Below are 15,636 nucleotides of genomic sequence, written 5' to 3'. Positions count from 1 at the left end.
CAGCGGGTCCACAGGTTCGGCACAAGTTCACCACATGCGCCACCGCGACGGTGGGGCTCATGACGACCACCCTGTCGGCGCCCGAACTCGCCCAGCCCGCGCCCCAGGCTGCCCCGGAACCGCGGTGGGTCAAGCCTTCCGTGGCCGCGCTGTTGCTCGGGACCGGGCTGCTCTACCTGTGGGACCTGGCGAAAACGGGCTGGGCCAACGACTTCTACGCGATGGCCGCGCAGGCCGGGACGTGGAGCTGGAAAGCACTCTTCTTCGGCTCGCTCGACCCGGGCAACGTCGTCACGGTCGACAAACCGCCGTTCTCCCTGTGGGCCATGGGGTTGTCCGGCCGGATCTTCGGGTTCTCCAGCTGGAGCCTGCTGGTGCCGAACGCGCTGGCCGGCGTCGCGTCCGTCGGCCTGCTGTACCTCGCCGTGCGCCGGCTCTCCGGACCCGGTGCGGGGCTGCTGGCCGGGGCCGCGCTCGCGCTGACGCCGGTCGCCGCGCTGATGTTCCGCTACGACAACCCGGACGCCTTCCTCGTCCTGCTGCTCGTCGCCGGCGCGTACTGCGTCGTGCGCGCGCTCGACAAGGCGAGCACCTGGTGGCTGGTGCTCGCCGGGGTGGCGATCGGCTTCGGCTTCCTCGACAAGATGCTGCAGGCGTTCCTCGTGCTGCCCGCGTTCGTGCTGGTGTACGCCGTCGCGGCGCCGACGTCGCTCGGCCGCCGGGTCGGCCAGCTGTTCGCGGCCGCCGGCGCGGTGCTCGTCTCCGCCGGCTGGTGGGTCGCGGCCGTCGCGCTGTGGCCCGTCGCGGACCGGCCCTACATCAGCGGTTCGACCGACAACACCGTGCTGGAACTGGCTTTCGGCTACAACGGCCTCGGCCGGATCTTCGGCGAGGGCCGCGGTGGCGGCGGTGGCGGCTTCACGCCGCCGACCGGGGCGGCAGCAGGCGGCTTCGGTGGCGGCGCGTTCGGCGGCCAGACCGGGTTGACGCGGTTGTTCAGCGGCGAGTTCGGCGCGGAAGCGTCGTGGCTGCTGCCCGCCGCGCTGGTCGGCCTGGTCGCGGGGCTGTGGTTCACCCGCCGCGCGCCGCGCACCGACGGGACCCGCGCGGCCCTGCTGCTGTGGGGCGGCTGGACGGTCGTCACGGTGCTGGTGTTCAGCTACATGAGCGGCATCATCCACCCGTACTACACGGTCGCGCTGGCGCCCGGGATCGCCGGCACGCTGGGGATCTCCGCGCGTGAGCTGTGGCGTGGCCGGGCCAACTTCGCGGCCCGCGCGGTGCTGGCCGTCATGCTCGCGGTGTCCGCGGTGTGGGGCTTCGTGCTGCTCGCCCGGACGCCGGAGTGGCAGCCGTGGCTGCGCTACGCGCTGCTGGTGCTGAGCGCGCTCGCGGCGTTCGCCCTGCTCTTCGGCGCGGACCGGGTCCGGCGGCTCGGCCCGGTCGTGGCCGCGGCCGGCCTGTGCGGCGCGTTGCTCGGGACGGCGTCCTTCACCTTCGCGACGGCGGCGACGGCGCACTCGGGCGGCACGCCGTCGTCCGGCCCGGCGGTCGCGAGTGGACGCGGCTTCGGCGGTTTCGGTGGCGGCCGCGGTGGGGCCGGCGGGTTCGGCGGGGGACAGGCCGACACCGCCGTGATCGACCTGCTGAAGGGCACGACGACGAAGTGGGCCGCGGCGCAGAGCGGCGCGATGCAGGCGGCCGGGCTGGCGCTCGACAGCGGCCGGCCGGTGCTCGCGATCGGCGGTTTCAGTGGCAGCGACCCGGCGCCGACCCTGCAGCAGTTCGAGAAGTACGTCGCCGACGGCGACATCCACTACTACGTCGCGGGCGGGCGCGGCGGTTTCGGCGGGGGCCGCGGCACCTCGGGCGAAATCCAGACGTGGGTGGAGCAGAACTTCGCGTCTTCGACCGTCGGGAGCACGACGGTTTACGACCTCACAAAATCGATCGCTTGACAGAAACATTGAATGTTTCAGCCGTGTAAACAGTTGCGGAATCATTCGACGGCCTTGACGTCCGTGCGGTATTCGCGGATGCGGACACCTGTTCGAACGGGACGCCGATCAGTGGCACATTCCGAACGACTGTTCGCTTGTCCGGCGAGACCTCGCTGCTGATCTCGACATCTCCTTGTCGACGTGTGACAACGCGGCCTTGCTGCCCGTGCGCCTGCACGAGCGGACCTCTTCAGGCGTGCGGAGATCTTGACCGGGCGGCCGACAGAAACACCCGCGTACTTGATCTTGCCGACCCGCGAAGACGCTGGTTGACCTGGTTGAGTGTCACCCTTTTGGAGGCACTGGGATGGCGTTGTGGGGATCTTGTGTCACTCGCTAGAGTCTCCGCCGGGAGAGGGACAAGGGGTGAGTGGTCCGGTGCGTGCGGCGCCGGTTTTCACTGGGTGTAGGTACTTCTTGTCCGCGTTCTCTCGCCTTGACCCGATCAGGTGCGTCTGGAAGAGAGCAGCGATGACCGTGCGCGGTGGCGCAGCCTTGCCCGAACCATCTCCTCGTCGTCACGGCAGGTAGGCCTCGTTCCCTCTTCGGTGTCGCTCTACTCCACTTCCCCCGCCTTCTGGAGTTTCGCTGTGACTTCCCGCCCTCGTCGTCTGCTGACGGCGCTCCTGACGCTGCTGACCCTCTTCGGGGTCACCGCCCTGTCCGGCTGCAGTGACAGTTCCGCCTCCGGCGACGGCGGCAAGATCACGCTCGGGTTCAGCGCCTGGCCGGGGTGGTTCCCCTGGCAGGTGGCGCAGGAACAGGGCCTGTTCGCCAAGAACGGCGTCAACGTCGACCTCAAGTGGTTCGACAACTACACCGACAGCATCAACGCGCTCTCCAGCGGCGCGATCGACGCCAACAGCCAGACCCTCAACGACACGCTTTCGTCCGCCTCGGGCGGCGCGAAGCTCTCGATCGTGCTGGTGAACGACAACTCGACCGGCAACGACAAGATCATCGCGCGGGACGGCATCACCGCCGTCGCCGACCTCCGGGGCAAGAAGGTCGCCGTCGAGCAGGGCACCGTCGACCACTACCTCCTGCTGCTCGCGCTGCAGGAAGCGAAGCTGACCGAAAAGGACATCCAGCTGGTCAACCTGCCGACCGACGCCGCGGCCGCCGCGTTCGTCGGCGGTCAGGTCGACGCGGTGGGCGCGTTCGCGCCGTTCACCACCAAGGCCCTCGAGCTCCCGGGCAGCCGCGCGATCTCGTCGTCGACGGAGTTCCCCGGCGCCATCCCGGACCACCTGGTCACCTCGCAGAAGCTGGTCAAGGAGCACCCGAAGGACGTGCAGGCGCTCGTCAACACCTGGTTCGAGACGCTGACCTGGATCAAGAACAACAAGGACGCGGCGGTCAAGATCATGGCCGAGCGCGGCGGGGTGTCCGACGCGGACTACAAGACCTACGACGCCGGCACCACGATCTTCACGCGCCAGCAGAACCTCGACGCGTTCACCCCGGGGGTCACCGCGCAGCACCTCGACTTCCAGGCGAACAAGATCATCGACTTCATCGTGAGCACCGGGCTCGCCCAGCAGCGACCTTCGCTCGACGGCCTGTTCGACGACCAGTTCGTGAAGGCCGCGCCGCAGTGACCGGTCCCACCCAGCGCACTGCGGCCTCCCACTCCCCGGCGGACGCATACGCGGCCTCGGAGGCTGATGCGCTGGAGGCCGAGCAGGGGCTCGCCGAGCGCGTCCAGGCGGGCCGGGGCCGGCCGGCCTGGACGCCGCTGCCGCGCCGGGCCGCGCCGAAACCCGCGTCGCCCCTGTTCTCCTTGCGGACGCCGATTTCGGCGTCCGCGCGGTGGACGCTGGCGGTGCTCTCGTTCGCGATCCCGTTCGTCGCCTGGGTGCTGCTCAGCGTCAGCGGCGCCGTCGACTCGACGTTCCTGCCGTCCCCGGTGGCGGTGCTCAAGGCCGGGGCCGACATGGCGGGCAGCGGCGAGCTGTTCGACGACCTCTGGGCGACGACGCAGCGGGTGCTCGAAGGCTTCGGCCTGGCGGTGCTCGTCTCGGTGCCGCTCGGTTTGCTGATGGGCACGTTCACCGCGGGCCAGGCCTTCTTCGAGCCGTTGATCGGGCTGCTGCGCTACCTGCCGGCGAGCGCGTTCATCCCGCTGCTCATCATCTGGCTCGGCCTCGGCGAGCCGTCGAAGATCGCGATCCTGTTCATCGGGACGGTCTTCTTCAACACCCTGATGACCGCGGACGTCGTGCGCGCGGTGCCGAACGCGCTCCTCGACGTCTCCTACACCCTCGGCGCGCGCCGGGGCGAGGTGCTGCGCAAGATCGTCGTGCCGCACTCGCTGCCGGGCATGATCGACGCGGTCCGGGTCAACGCCGCCGCGGCGTGGAACTTCGTGGTCGTCGCCGAGCTGATCAACTCCCAGGCCGGCCTGGGTTACCGGATCGTCCGCGCGCAGCGGTTCCTGCAGACGGACAAGATCTTCGCGGTGCTCATCGTGATCGGCGTCGCCGGGCTGACCATCGACGTCGTGCTGCGCCTGGTGCGCACCCAGGTCGGGAAGTGGGCGGCATGACGCTGGAACTGCGGAACGTCGCCAAGGACTACACCGTCCGCGGCAAGGTGACGCGCGCCCTCGACGGCGTCGACCTCGAAGTGCCGCGCGGCGAGTTCGTCTGCGTCGTCGGTGCCAGCGGCTCGGGCAAGTCGACGCTGTTGTCGCTGGTGGCCGGGCTGAGCGGGCCGACCGAGGGCGAGATCCTGCTCGACGGCGTCCCGGTGACGGGCCCCGGCCCCGACCGCGGGCTGGTGTTCCAGGCGGGCGCGCTCTACCCGTGGCGCAGCGTCGAGAAGAACGTCGCGTTCGGCCTCGAGCTGCTCCCGATCGACGCGGCCGAGCGCGCCGAGCGCGTCGACTGGTACCTCGCCGAGACCGGGCTCGACGCGGTGCGCCGCTCGCTGCCGAAACAGCTTTCCGGCGGCCAGAAGCAGCGCGTCGCGATCGCGCGGGCGCTGGCCTGCGAGCCGGAAGTGCTGCTGCTGGACGAACCCTTCGGCGCCTTGGACGTCCAGACCAAAGAGGACATGCAGGTGCTGATCCGCCGGATCTGGGCCGACACCGGCACCACGGTGCTGATGGTCACCCACGACGTCGAAGAAGCGGTCTTCCTGGGCGGGCGGGTCGTGGTGCTCGCCTCCGACCCGGGGCGGATCGCCGCCGACGTCGAGGTGACGCTGCCGGCCGAACGGGATCTCGCGGTGAAGCGCGAACCGCGGTTCCTCGCGCTGCGCGCCCGGATCGAGGACCTCGTCCGGGAGCAGCACCGCGGCCACGTGAACCGGGTGGCCGCGGGCGAGTGAGAACGTCGGACGGGAAAGGTGGCGGGATGAGGCACGGCAGGTCGACCGCGAAACGGGCGGGCGGCGGGGGATTCCTCGCGCGGCTCGGCATTCGCGGCAAGCTGAACCTGCTGCTCCTGCCGCCGCTGGTCGCGGTGGTCCTGGTTTCGGTGCCGTTCGTGCTGACCCAGGTGAACAGCGCGACGGCGGCCACGCAGTCGGCGACCGTGGCGCGGCACACCCAGCAGCTCGGCGGCCTGGTCTGGCAGCTGCAGCGGGAGCGGCTGCTGACCGGCGCGTTCGTCGCGACGCCGTCGATGTCCCCGGACGAGATGACGAAGCAGCGCCGGATGGTCGACGCCGCGGTCGAGGACGTGCGGTCCTCGCTCGGTGCCGACGCGCCGGACGAGCTGTCGGCGGCGCTGACCCGGATCGGCTCGCTGAACGAGCTGCGGCAGAACGCCGAACGCCGCGGGGTCGCGCTCGACAGCGTCGCCCGCACCTACCACGCCGTGATCGGCGCGGTCATCGACTCGCTGCGGCTGGTGCCGCAGCTGACCAGTGACGCCGAGGGCACCCGGGAGCTGACCGCCCTCGAAGCGCTGCTGCGCGCGAACGAGGAGAACTCGTTGCGCGGCATGGCGTTGATCGTGACGGCGGTCGCGCCGGACGCCGGCAAGTCCATCCTGGACGACGCGACCCAGCAGGCGCCGATCTTCACCGACCGGTTCGTCCAGCAGGCCGACAACGCGTCCGACAACCAGCAGGCGTCGCTGGTCGTCAACGTCGAGCAGAGCGACGCCGGCCGCCGGATCGAAGACCTCGCCGCCCAGATCGACAACCCGCGTGACGCGGCGGCCACCGGCCAGTACGTCACCGACGTCCTCGCCGCGGCGGAAACCCAGGCGGGACAACGGAAGCTCGTCCAGGAACGGGTCACCGGCGAGATCGCCGACGGCGCGACCGGCCGGGCCGGCGACGCGACCCGGCTGGCCTGGACCGTCGGCGTCGGCGCCGCCGCGCTGTTCCTGCTGGTCGCCTTCCTCGCCGTCGCGGTGTCCCGCTCGATCGCCCAGCCGCTGCGGCGGCTGACCACGGCGGCGACGTCGGTCGCCGACCTCGCCGGCACCGAGCTCGTCCGCGTGACCGACACCGAGGAGGCCGAGGAGCAGGTCCCGCGGCTGGCCACCATCGACGTCACCTCCGACGACGAGCTCGGCAAGCTCGCCGCGGCGTTCAACCGGGTCCAGACGACCGCCGCCGAGCTGGTCGAGCGGCAGGCGCTCACCCGGCGCAACACCAGTCTCATGTTCGCGAACGTCGCGAAGCGCACGCAGAACCTCGTCGGCCGCCAGCTCGCGCTGATCGACGAGGTCGAGCGCAACGAGCAGGACACCCGCCTGCTGGCCAGCCTCTACCGGCTCGACCACCTCTCCACCCGCCTGCGCCGCAACGCCGACAACCTGCTCGTCGTCTCCGGCACCCGCGACGAGGCCCGCATCGCCGGTCCGATCGAGCTGGCCACCGCCCTGCGGTCCGCGCTGGCCGAGATCGAGGACTACCAGCGCGTCAAGCTCGGCGTCGTCGCGGAGATCCTGCTGTCCTCGGCGCTGGGCGCCGACCTGGTGCTGGTCTTCGCCGAGCTGCTGGAGAACGCGACGTCGTTCTCGCCGCCGGGCTCGATGGTCGAGGTGGACACGATGTTCCTCACCGACGGCTCGTGCCTGGTGAGCATCGTCGACCACGGCATCGGCATGACCGCCGAAAAAATGGCGCAGGAGAACAAGCGGCTCGTCGAGCGCGAACGCCTCGAGCTCGCGCCGACCAGTGTGCTCGGCCTGTTCGTGGTCGGCCGCCTCGCGCGGCGCCACGAGCTGGGCGTCGAACTGCTCGCGACGCCGACGACCGGCGGCGTGACCGCGCGGCTGACGGTCCCGCCGTCGCTGTTCGACCACCGCACCGGGCTGCTCCCGAAGGCCGACCGCGCGCCGGCGATCCCGGCGCAGGCGGCACCCCCGGTGGCCACGCCGAAACCCCGGCACGCCGCCCCGGCGCCGGCGCCGCGCTCGAAGTCCACTTTGGACATGTTCCGGCCCGCGGAGCCGGAGCGCCAGAAGGAACTGCCGTCGCCGGCGATCCCGGCCCTGCTCGGCACCCTCCACGCCAACGGGTTCCGCTGGTTCAACCAGCTGGCTCCGGTGTGGCCGGACGACGAACCCGCCGATCCCGCCGTCGCCGCCCCCGACGTCGCTCCCGACGTCGCCGAAGAGCCGAAGTCGGAGTCCCGTGGCGGCCTGCGCCGTCGCGTCCGCGGTGCGCAGCTGCCCAGCCCGGGCACGACCGCCGCGGTCGTCGACGACAAGCCGCGCCACGACCCGGAGGCCACCAGGGTCGCCATGGACGGCTTCCAGGAGGCGTTCGCCAAGGCCGCCGTGGACGTCGAGGCCGGTACGCCGGCCGAGCCGCCGCCCGCGCCGCCCACCGTCGTGACCGACCCCGTCGCGGCGACGCCGCCGCTCCCGGTGCGCGTCCCCGGAACCGACCGGATCGGGCTCTCGGCCGCCGTCGCCCCGCCGCCGGCCACCGCCCCGATCTCGCGGGACGGCCTGACCCGGCGCGTGCCCGGCGCCCAGCTCGCCCCCGGCCTCCGCAAGCAGGAGGCCGCGGGCCGGCCGATCGCCCGGCCCGTCGTGAACCGCGCCAAGCGGGACCCGGCGGCCGAGCGCGCGGCGTTCGACTCGTTCGCCGCCGGCCTGGCCAAGGCGGACGAGCTTACGGCAGACACCCCGCCGCCGGGCGTGGTCGCCGGTCGTGTGATGGAACGAGAAGAAGAGAGCAGGAAATGAGCATCCCCGCACCTGGTGTCAGCGTCGAAGCCCAGAACTTCAACTGGCTGGTGAGCCGCTTCGCGCAGCACACCGCGGGCGCGATCGCCGCCATCGCGGTCTCGGCCGACGGCTTGCTGATCGCGGTGTCCTCGGAGCTCGAGCGCTCCAACGCCGACCGCCTCGCCGCGATCTCGTCCGCCATGCTCGGCCTCGCCCACGGCGTCTCCGAAAGCCACCCGCTCGGCGCGCCCGACAAGGTGATCATCGAGCTGGAGCACGGTTACCTGCTGGTCTGCACCATCAGCATCGGCTGCTCGCTCGGCGTCCTCGCCAACAAGCAGGCGAGCCTCGGCACGATCGCCTACGAGATGGCGATGTTCGCCAACCGCGCCACCGAAGTCCTCACGCCCGGGCTCATCGAGGAGCTGAAGAACAGCGTCGGTTCGTGATGGCCGACGACGACCCGGACACCTCGCTGCTGCGGCCCTACCTGATGACCTCGGGACGGGCGCAGCCGGTCGACCAGAGCCTCGAGATCGAGGCGCAGGTCATGACGTCACGGCTCGGCGCGGCGTCGCACCCGAAGCTCACCTTCGAACGCCAGGAAATCGTTTCCCTCTGCCGCAGCACGGTGTCGGTCGCCGAAGTGGCCGCCCTGCTCGGCCTGCACATCGGCGTCGCGCGCGTGCTGGTGGCCGACCTCGCCGAGCAGGGCTACGTCGTCGTCCGCCGGCCGGGGAACCACAACTCGCACGACCTCGGCATGATCGAAAGGGTCATTCGTGGACTCGAAGCCATTCACTGAGCAGGCAGCCCGGCCGCCGGCACCGGTCAAGATCGTCATCGCGGGCGGCTTCGGCGTCGGCAAGACGACGGCGGTGTCGTCCATCTCCGAGATCAAGCCCCTGACGACCGAGGCGGCGATCACGTCGGTCGCGGCGAACGTCGACCGCACGGGCCACGTCCCGGCGAAGACCACGACGACGGTCGCCCTCGACTTCGGCTGCATCACGATCGACGACGAGGTCAAGCTGTACCTGTTCGGCACGCCCGGCCAGGACCGCTTCGGCTTCATGTGGCAGGACCTGGTCCACGGCGCCCTGGGCGCGCTGGTCATCGTGGACACCCGCCGGATGGACGACTGCTACCCCGCGGTCGACTACTTCGAGAACGCCGGGCTCCCGTTCGTGGTCGCGGTCAACATGTTCGACGGCGCACTGGGCCACAACCTGGACGACATCCGCTGGGCACTGGCGGTGAGCGAGGACGTCCCGCTGATCACGTTCGACGCACGCCAGAAGCTGTCGGTGCGCGACGCGCTGCTGGCGGTCCTGCACAACACGTTCAAACGGGCCCGAGCGCAGGCTGGTGCGGGGGCCTGAGCGGGACCCGCTACACTTGACCACGGACCCCGCGCGGCGTCCACCCTGTGAACTTCCCCAGGGCCGGAAGGCAGCAAGGATAAGCAGGCTCTGACGGGTGCGCGGGGTCCCCTTCGTTTCGGCCTCCCTGCTCTCGGGGCTTCGCCCCTTCGCCGGGGGCCTTCACTTCGTTCTTTTACCCGGGGGCCGAGCCCCCGGACCCCCACGGTGCCTCCCTCGTGGTCTGGCAGCGCTGCCGTGGCCCCCTCGTGACCTGCGTGTGCTGCCGGGCCCTCCTCGCGGCTTGCGTGTGCTGCCGGGCCTCCTCGTGGCCTGCGTGTGCTGCCGGGCCTCCTCGTGGCCTGCGTGTGCTGCCGGGGCCCCCTCGCGGCCTGCGTGTGCTGCTGGGCCCCCTCGTGGCCTGCGTGTGCTGCTGGGCCCTCCTTGCGGCCTGCGTGTGCTGCCGGGCCTGCATTGCTGCTTGGGTGCGCCGCCGGGCCGTTCTCGTCCCCCACGGTGCCACTCTCGCGACCTGGGAGCGCTGCCGTGGTCTTCCTCGCAGCCTGAGCGCGCTGCCGGGCACTTCTCGTAACTTGAGCTCCCCCGCCCCCTGTGCCTCTATTGCGGCCTGAGTGCGCTGCCGAGCACTCCTCGTTACCTGCGTGCGCTGCCCGGCCTCTCTTGTAGCCCGCGTGTGCTGCGCCCTTCTTGGCCTAGAACACGCCCAGGATGTCTTTTGGTGGCTTTGGGGGTGGGGGTTTGTCGTTGTCTGTTATCGGCTTTGCTTTTCCTGCCAGTTTTGTTAGTTCTGTGCCCTCTACGCATCTTGCCGGGAAGGCTGCCGAGGCTGTTCGGGCTGCCAATGCCGCTGTGGGGATTCCTGTTGCCGATGCTGCGAACACCAGGTTTCCGAAGCGGCGTCCTCTCAGTACTCCTGGGTCCGCCAGTAGTACTACCTGGGGGAATACCTCTTTCAGGGTGGCCAGGAAGCGGCGGGCGAAGGGGAGGCCTGCTCCGTCTGTGATGTTGGCCAGGTAGGTGCCGGTGGGGCGGAGGATTTGCTCTATCGAGCTTACTGATTCCAGGGTTGCCAGGCCGCCTGCCAGGGTTGCCTGTTCGAATGCGTCTACCACTACCAGGTCTGCTGTGTTTTCCCTGCGGGTCGCCAGGCCTTCTCGGCCGTCCGTTATTCGGACTCTCAGGCCTGGGATTTTCAGGCCCAGCTGGGTGCGTACTACGTCTACCAGTTCCGGGTCTGCGTCGAAGACCAGCTGGCGGGAGCCCGGGCGCTTTGCCGCTATGTAGCGCGGGAGGGTGCAGGCCGCTCCGCCTATGTGTAGCGCGTCTACCGGGCCTGGCGGTAGTAGGTCCACTACGTCGCCGAAGCGGCGGACGTAGTCGAACTCCAGGTGGGTCGGGTCGTCCAGGTCCACGTACGACTGGGCCACTCCGCCCACTGACAGCAGCCATGCGTTGCCGCGGTCGGCGAAGCGCTGGAGCTCCGCTGCCCCGAACCGCACCGGGTACTGGCCCGGGATCGGTGCCGGCTTGCTCGTTCGACTCACGGAACCGGAGCCTAGCCGGGGTCGGAAACATTCTTGCTTCACCGGCGATAGGGGAGTGGAAGATCGACCGATCCGAGGGGGATCACCTTGCGTGTGAACGCAGTTCTCGTTGCCGCGGCCTTGGCCGTCGGCGTACTCGCGACGCCCGCTTCGGCGGACGTCCTGCCCGACCGGGCCCAGGCCGTCTCGCTGCTGGAGACCGGCGGCCCCGGCGTGGCCCGGGGCGCCGAAACGGCGTTGCTCGGCTCGCCGGCCGACCTGCAGGCCTTCCTGGCCACCGGCCGCTACCAGGCCAAGGACGACGACGACCGGGTCCTGGTCACCCAGGCCCTGACCACCGGCGGCCCGGCCACCAAGCGCGCCGCCCAGCAGGCGCTCAGCGGCACCGTCGACGACGTCCGCGCGTTCCTGGCCACCGGCCTGGCCCGGGCCCGGGTGGCCGACGACCGGATCGCCGTCGGCCAGGCCATGAGCACCGGCGGCCCGACCGTGAACGCGCGTGCCCAGCAGGCGCTCGACGGCACGCCCGCCGACGTCCGCGCGTTCCTCGAAACCGGCCTGCAGCAGGCCAGGGACACCGACGACCGGATCACCGCGAACCAGGCGCTCGCCGCCGGCGGGCCCGAGGTCAAGGCCGCCGCGCAGACGGCTCTCGACGGCGACCCGGCCGACGTCCGGTACTTCCTGGCCCTCTGGAAGCAGGTCGCCGCGGCCGGTGACGCCGAGCTCACCGCCGTCCAGGGCCAGGTCGACGGCGCGAAGGCGGCCAAGGCCCGGCACAACGGCGTCGCGGTCCAGATCGCGGCTGCCCAGGCCGCGAAGCTCGCGTCGGACGCGCGGAAGGCGAACGCCGAACGGCTCGCCGCCCAGCAGAGCAAGAACCAGCAGGACGGCCAGGCCGCGGCGGGCGCCGAGGCCACCGCGCAGCAGCAGGCCAAGGAGGCCGCGGTCCGCGCCGCGCAGGCCAAGGCCGACAACGACGAGCTGCTGGCCGACGCGGCCGACCCGGCCCTGACGGTGCCGAACGGCCGGCGCGCGTCGGTCTACCTGCTGCGCAACGGCGGGGCCGCGGTCAAGGACGCCGCCCGCGCCGCGCTCAGCGGCTCGGACGACGACGTCGTCACCTTCGTGCACAGCGGCCTGGCCGTCGCGCAGGAGTCCGACGACCGGGTGGCCGTCGCGGCGATCGCGGCGGACCCGAAGGCCCGTCCGGGCCTGCGCCAGGCCGCTCGGGACGCGCTCGCGGGCCCGTACGCCGGCGTCGCCGCGCTGCTGCGCACCGGCGACTACCCGGGCCGCGACACCGACGACCGCGTCGAGGTCAACCAGATCCTGGCGGCCGGCGGCCCGTCGACGAAGCCGGCGGCCCAGAAGGCCCTCGACGGCACCGTCGCCGACGTCCGCGAGTTCCTGGCGCACGGCCAGTACGTCACGCACCTGATCGACCTGTCGGTGTACGCGACCCGGACGCTGTCGGAAGGGCCCGAGGTCGTCGCCGTCGCGCAGGGTGTGCTCGACGGTCCCGACTCGGCCCTGCAGGCGTACCTGGACGGTGAGCTGCTCAAGGCGCGGGCGCGTGACGCCTTCACGGCGCAGCACGTCGCGAAGGTGAACGCCCTGGTCGCCGAGGCCGCTGCCCTGGCCTGACCCGCACGGCGAAGGTTGTCGGACGGTCCCGGTACTCTCGCGGCGTGGCTCTCGCGCTGTACCGCAAGTACCGTCCGGCAACCTTCGCCGAGGTCGTCGGGCAGGAGCATGTGACCGAACCCCTCCGCACGGCGTTGTCCGCCGGGCGGATCAACCACGCCTACCTCTTCTCCGGCCCGCGCGGCTGCGGAAAGACGTCGAGCGCGCGCATCATGGCGCGCTCGCTGAACTGCGTGAAGGGCCCGACACCGGACCCGTGCGGCGAGTGCAGCTCCTGCAAGGCGCTCGCGCCGGAGGGTTCGGGCAGCGTCGACGTCACGGAGCTCGACGCGGCCAGCCACGGTGGTGTCGACGACGCCCGTGAGCTGCGGGACAAGGCGTTCTACGCCCCCGCCGAGTCGCGCTACCGCGTGTTCATCATCGACGAGGCGCACATGGTCACCACGCAGGGCTTCAACGCCCTGCTGAAGATCGTGGAAGAGCCGCCAGAGCACGTCATCTTCATCTTCGCGACCACCGAGCCGGACAAGGTGCTCACCACCATCCGCTCGCGCACGCACCACTACCCGTTCCGGCTGATCCCGCCCGGCGCGATGCGCACGCTGCTGGAAAGCAACGTCGCATCCGAGGGCGTCGAGGTCGAGCCCGCGGTCTACCCGCTGGTCATCCGGGCCGGTGGCGGTTCGGCGCGCGACACGCAGTCGGTGCTCGACCAGCTGCTCGCCGGCGCCGGGCCCGACGGGATCAACTACAGCCGCGCGGTGTCGCTGCTGGGCGTCACCGACGTCGCGCTGATCGACGACATGGTCGACGCGCTCTCGACCGACGACGCCGGCACGGTGTTCGGCACCGTCGAGAAGGTCGCCGAAGCCGGGCACGACCCGCGCCGGTTCGCGACCGACTTGCTCGACCGGCTGCGCGACCTGGTGCTGCTGCGCGCGGTGCCGGAGTCCGCGGGTGGCCTGGTGTCCGCGCCCGAAGACGAACTGGCGCGGATGGTCGGCCAGGCCGAACGCCTCGGCCTGGGCACGCTTTCGCGCTACGCCGACATCGTCCACAATGGACTCCTGGAGATGCGCGGCGCGACGTCCGCCCGGCTCGTGCTCGAGCTGCTGTGCGCGCGGATGCTGCTGCCGTCGGTCACCGACGCGGAAAAGGCGCTGCTGGCGCGGATCGAGCGGCTGGAACGCCGCGCGACGGTGGTCGCCGGCGGTGGCGCGCCCGCCGAAGGTGGCGTCGAGCCGCCGATGCGGGCCGCGCCGGAGAAGGAGTTCTCACGGCCGTCGCAGCGCCCGGCATCGGCCGGCCCGGCGCCGGTGGCGATCCCGGAACCGCCTGCGGCCGAACCGAACCCGCCGGCCAGTCCCGCTTCCGCGGCCGCCTCGGCTCAACCCGCTCCGGCGGTGGCTCGTCCCGCGCAGTCCGCAGCTGCGCCGGGCGGTCCTGCGCAGCCTGCTGCTGGCTCGGCTCAGCCCGCTCCTGCGGCTGCCGCCGCGCAGTCTGCTGCTGCGCCGGGCGGTCCTGTGCAGCCTGCTGCCGCACCAGCCGGTTCGGCCCAGCTTGCTGCCGCATCGGCCGGTGCCGGCGCGCCGGTCGCCACTTCGGCGTCCGCGGACGGTGGCTGGGGCACACCTCGCACCCCGGGCGGCGGGATCCCCGCGCAGCCGGCGGCGGCCGCACCCAGCGACGCCAGCGGCTGGGGCGCGACCCGGACGCCGGGCGGGGACCCACCCGCCCCGGCCGTCGAGCCCGAGCCGGTGGCCGCCGCCGCACCCGCGGCGCCCGGCGCGCTGGACGCGGCCGGGCTCCGGAACATCTGGCCGCAGCTGATGACGGCGCTGCGCAAGTTCACCGGCGGCCGCAGCCTCGAGGCGATGCTCACGCAGGCCACGGTGGCGACCGTCGAGGGCAGCGCCGTCACGCTGACGCACAAGTCCGAGCCGCTGGCCCGCCGGCTGTCCGACCAGGACAACGCCCGCAAGATCGCCGGCGCGCTGACCGAGGTCCTCGGCGGTGACTGGCAGGTCCGCTGCGTCCACGGCAACGCCCCGTCAGCCGCCCCCGCGGCCCGCGCCCAGCAGGCGGCGCCCGCGCCGAAGCAGTCGTTCACCCGCCAGTCGGCGGCCGCCCCCGCGGCGCCCCCGGCCCCGCCCGCCGCACCTGCCCGCCCAGCGGCCCCGCCCGCCCCGGCCCAGCCGGTGCGCCCCAAGGTCACGACGGCCGAGCCGGACATCCCGCTACCCCCGGAACCCTCCGACGAGGACGACGACGACCTCTACAACGAGGACGCCAGCCCGGCCCCACCGCCACCGCCGCCCCCGCCGGACCAGGACCCGGACGAGCTGGCCCGCAGGCTGATCTCGGACCAGCTGGGCGCCCGCCCCCTGGACTGACCAAGGTCCGTGAAGGCCTCCTTACCGGCCATAAGAGCCGGTAAGGAGGCCTTCACGGCTTTCGGCCCTGGGGGTACGGGGGTCAGGAGGCCCAGGGGCCGATGCCCGTGACCCGGTCCGCCTTGATCCGGACGATCACCGCGGTCGGCGAGCCCTGGTTGCCCAGCAGGTACTTCGGGACGCCGAGGTAGCGCTGGGCCTGGCGGTCCATCAGCGCCGTGAACTCGTCGGCGATGTCCGGGCCCACGATCGACGCCGTGCCGCGGACCAGCAGGTACTGCGGCAACCCACGCGCGTCGTGGCCGTCGTGGTCCTCGATCAGGACCGTCACGCGCGGGTCGTTGCGGATGTTGCGCACCTTCGGCCGGCGGCCTTCCATGCCCATCACGATCTCGTCGCCCTCGCGGCTGGCCCAGACCATCGACGTCTGCGGGGAGCCGTCCGGGTTGATCGTGGTCAGTACGGCGTTGAAGGGCCGCTCGAACAGCCGGTGGCTGCTTTCGGGGAGTTCCATACCCCCGAGACTAGGA

At 71.7% G+C, this 15,636-nt stretch carries 12 protein-coding genes and 1 other RNA gene; 11 read left to right on the top strand and 2 right to left on the bottom strand.

What is annotated here, in order from left to right:
- The first annotated feature begins 59 nt into the window (after positions 1-59).
- From MUY22_RS09825 to ffs, 9 genes are all read left to right on the top strand, one after another.
- Positions 60-1,958 (top strand): glycosyltransferase family 39 protein, encoded by a 1,899-nt coding sequence (locus MUY22_RS09825; protein ID WP_247058959.1) that lies wholly within the window; start codon positions 60-62, stop codon positions 1,956-1,958.
- 632 nt (positions 1,959-2,590) lie between these two features.
- A complete protein-coding gene (locus tag MUY22_RS09820) occupies positions 2,591-3,601 on the top strand; it encodes an ABC transporter substrate-binding protein (protein WP_247058958.1) in 1,011 nt (336 codons plus the stop codon).
- A complete protein-coding gene (locus MUY22_RS09815; protein ID WP_247058957.1) occupies positions 3,598-4,548 on the top strand; it encodes an ABC transporter permease in 951 nt (316 codons plus the stop codon). The genes MUY22_RS09820 and MUY22_RS09815 overlap by 4 nt, the downstream gene beginning before the upstream one ends.
- Complete coding sequence (locus MUY22_RS09810) at positions 4,545-5,333, top strand: ABC transporter ATP-binding protein (RefSeq protein ID WP_247058956.1); 789 nt, start codon at positions 4,545-4,547, stop codon at positions 5,331-5,333. The genes MUY22_RS09815 and MUY22_RS09810 overlap by 4 nt, the downstream gene beginning before the upstream one ends.
- A 26-nt stretch (positions 5,334-5,359) precedes the next feature.
- Positions 5,360-8,158: a nitrate- and nitrite sensing domain-containing protein gene (locus MUY22_RS09805; protein WP_247058955.1), complete on the top strand. Its 2,799-nt coding sequence runs from the start codon at positions 5,360-5,362 to the stop codon at positions 8,156-8,158.
- Positions 8,155-8,589, top strand: a complete 435-nt coding sequence (locus tag MUY22_RS09800; RefSeq protein WP_247058954.1) for a roadblock/LC7 domain-containing protein — start codon at positions 8,155-8,157, stop codon at positions 8,587-8,589. The genes MUY22_RS09805 and MUY22_RS09800 overlap by 4 nt, the downstream gene beginning before the upstream one ends.
- Positions 8,589-8,945, top strand: a complete 357-nt coding sequence (locus tag MUY22_RS09795; RefSeq protein WP_247063784.1) for a DUF742 domain-containing protein — start codon at positions 8,589-8,591, stop codon at positions 8,943-8,945. The genes MUY22_RS09800 and MUY22_RS09795 overlap by 1 nt, the downstream gene beginning before the upstream one ends.
- Positions 8,923-9,522, top strand: coding sequence for an ATP/GTP-binding protein (locus MUY22_RS09790; RefSeq protein ID WP_247058953.1), 600 nt, complete (start codon positions 8,923-8,925; stop codon positions 9,520-9,522). Before MUY22_RS09795 ends, MUY22_RS09790 begins: the two co-directional genes overlap by 23 nt.
- A 21-nt stretch (positions 9,523-9,543) precedes the next feature.
- Positions 9,544-9,638, top strand: an RNA gene (gene ffs, locus MUY22_RS09785) — signal recognition particle sRNA small type.
- 576 nt (positions 9,639-10,214) lie between these two features.
- Here ffs and MUY22_RS09780 read toward each other — a convergent pair.
- The gene (locus MUY22_RS09780; protein ID WP_247058952.1) at positions 10,215-11,066 is read right to left on the bottom strand and encodes a spermidine synthase; all 852 of its coding nucleotides are present in this window, start codon (positions 11,064-11,066) and stop codon (positions 10,215-10,217) included.
- A gap of 93 nt (positions 11,067-11,159) precedes the next feature.
- On the opposite strand from MUY22_RS09780, the gene MUY22_RS09775 reads away from it, so the two are divergent.
- Positions 11,160-12,713, top strand: a complete 1,554-nt coding sequence (locus MUY22_RS09775; protein ID WP_247058951.1) for an ALF repeat-containing protein — start codon at positions 11,160-11,162, stop codon at positions 12,711-12,713.
- 44 nt (positions 12,714-12,757) lie between these two features.
- A complete protein-coding gene (locus MUY22_RS09770; RefSeq protein ID WP_247058950.1) occupies positions 12,758-15,106 on the top strand; it encodes a DNA polymerase III subunit gamma and tau in 2,349 nt (782 codons plus the stop codon).
- Positions 15,107-15,188: 82 nt separating this feature from the next.
- Here MUY22_RS09770 and MUY22_RS09765 read toward each other — a convergent pair whose 3' ends face one another.
- The gene (locus MUY22_RS09765) at positions 15,189-15,620 is read right to left on the bottom strand and encodes a TIGR03618 family F420-dependent PPOX class oxidoreductase (RefSeq protein ID WP_247058949.1); all 432 of its coding nucleotides are present in this window, start codon (positions 15,618-15,620) and stop codon (positions 15,189-15,191) included.
- Positions 15,621-15,636: the final 16 nt, after the last annotated feature.

It is taken from the genome of Amycolatopsis sp. WQ 127309 (assembly GCF_023023025.1).
Classification (GTDB): domain Bacteria; phylum Actinomycetota; class Actinomycetes; order Mycobacteriales; family Pseudonocardiaceae; genus Amycolatopsis.
This window is presented reverse-complemented; position numbering and strand designations above follow the sequence as displayed.

Coding starts and splice junctions, on each gene's coding strand:
- MUY22_RS09795 (WP_247063784.1), top strand. CDS start 8,589: ATGGCCGACGACGACCCGGACACCTCGCTGCTGCGGCCCTACCTGATG.
- MUY22_RS09805 (WP_247058955.1), top strand. CDS start 5,360: ATGAGGCACGGCAGGTCGACCGCGAAACGGGCGGGCGGCGGGGGATTC.
- MUY22_RS09800 (WP_247058954.1), top strand. CDS start 8,155: ATGAGCATCCCCGCACCTGGTGTCAGCGTCGAAGCCCAGAACTTCAAC.
- MUY22_RS09810 (WP_247058956.1), top strand. CDS start 4,545: ATGACGCTGGAACTGCGGAACGTCGCCAAGGACTACACCGTCCGCGGC.
- MUY22_RS09765 (WP_247058949.1), bottom strand. CDS start 15,620: ATGGAACTCCCCGAAAGCAGCCACCGGCTGTTCGAGCGGCCCTTCAAC.
- MUY22_RS09825 (WP_247058959.1), top strand. CDS start 60: ATGACGACCACCCTGTCGGCGCCCGAACTCGCCCAGCCCGCGCCCCAG.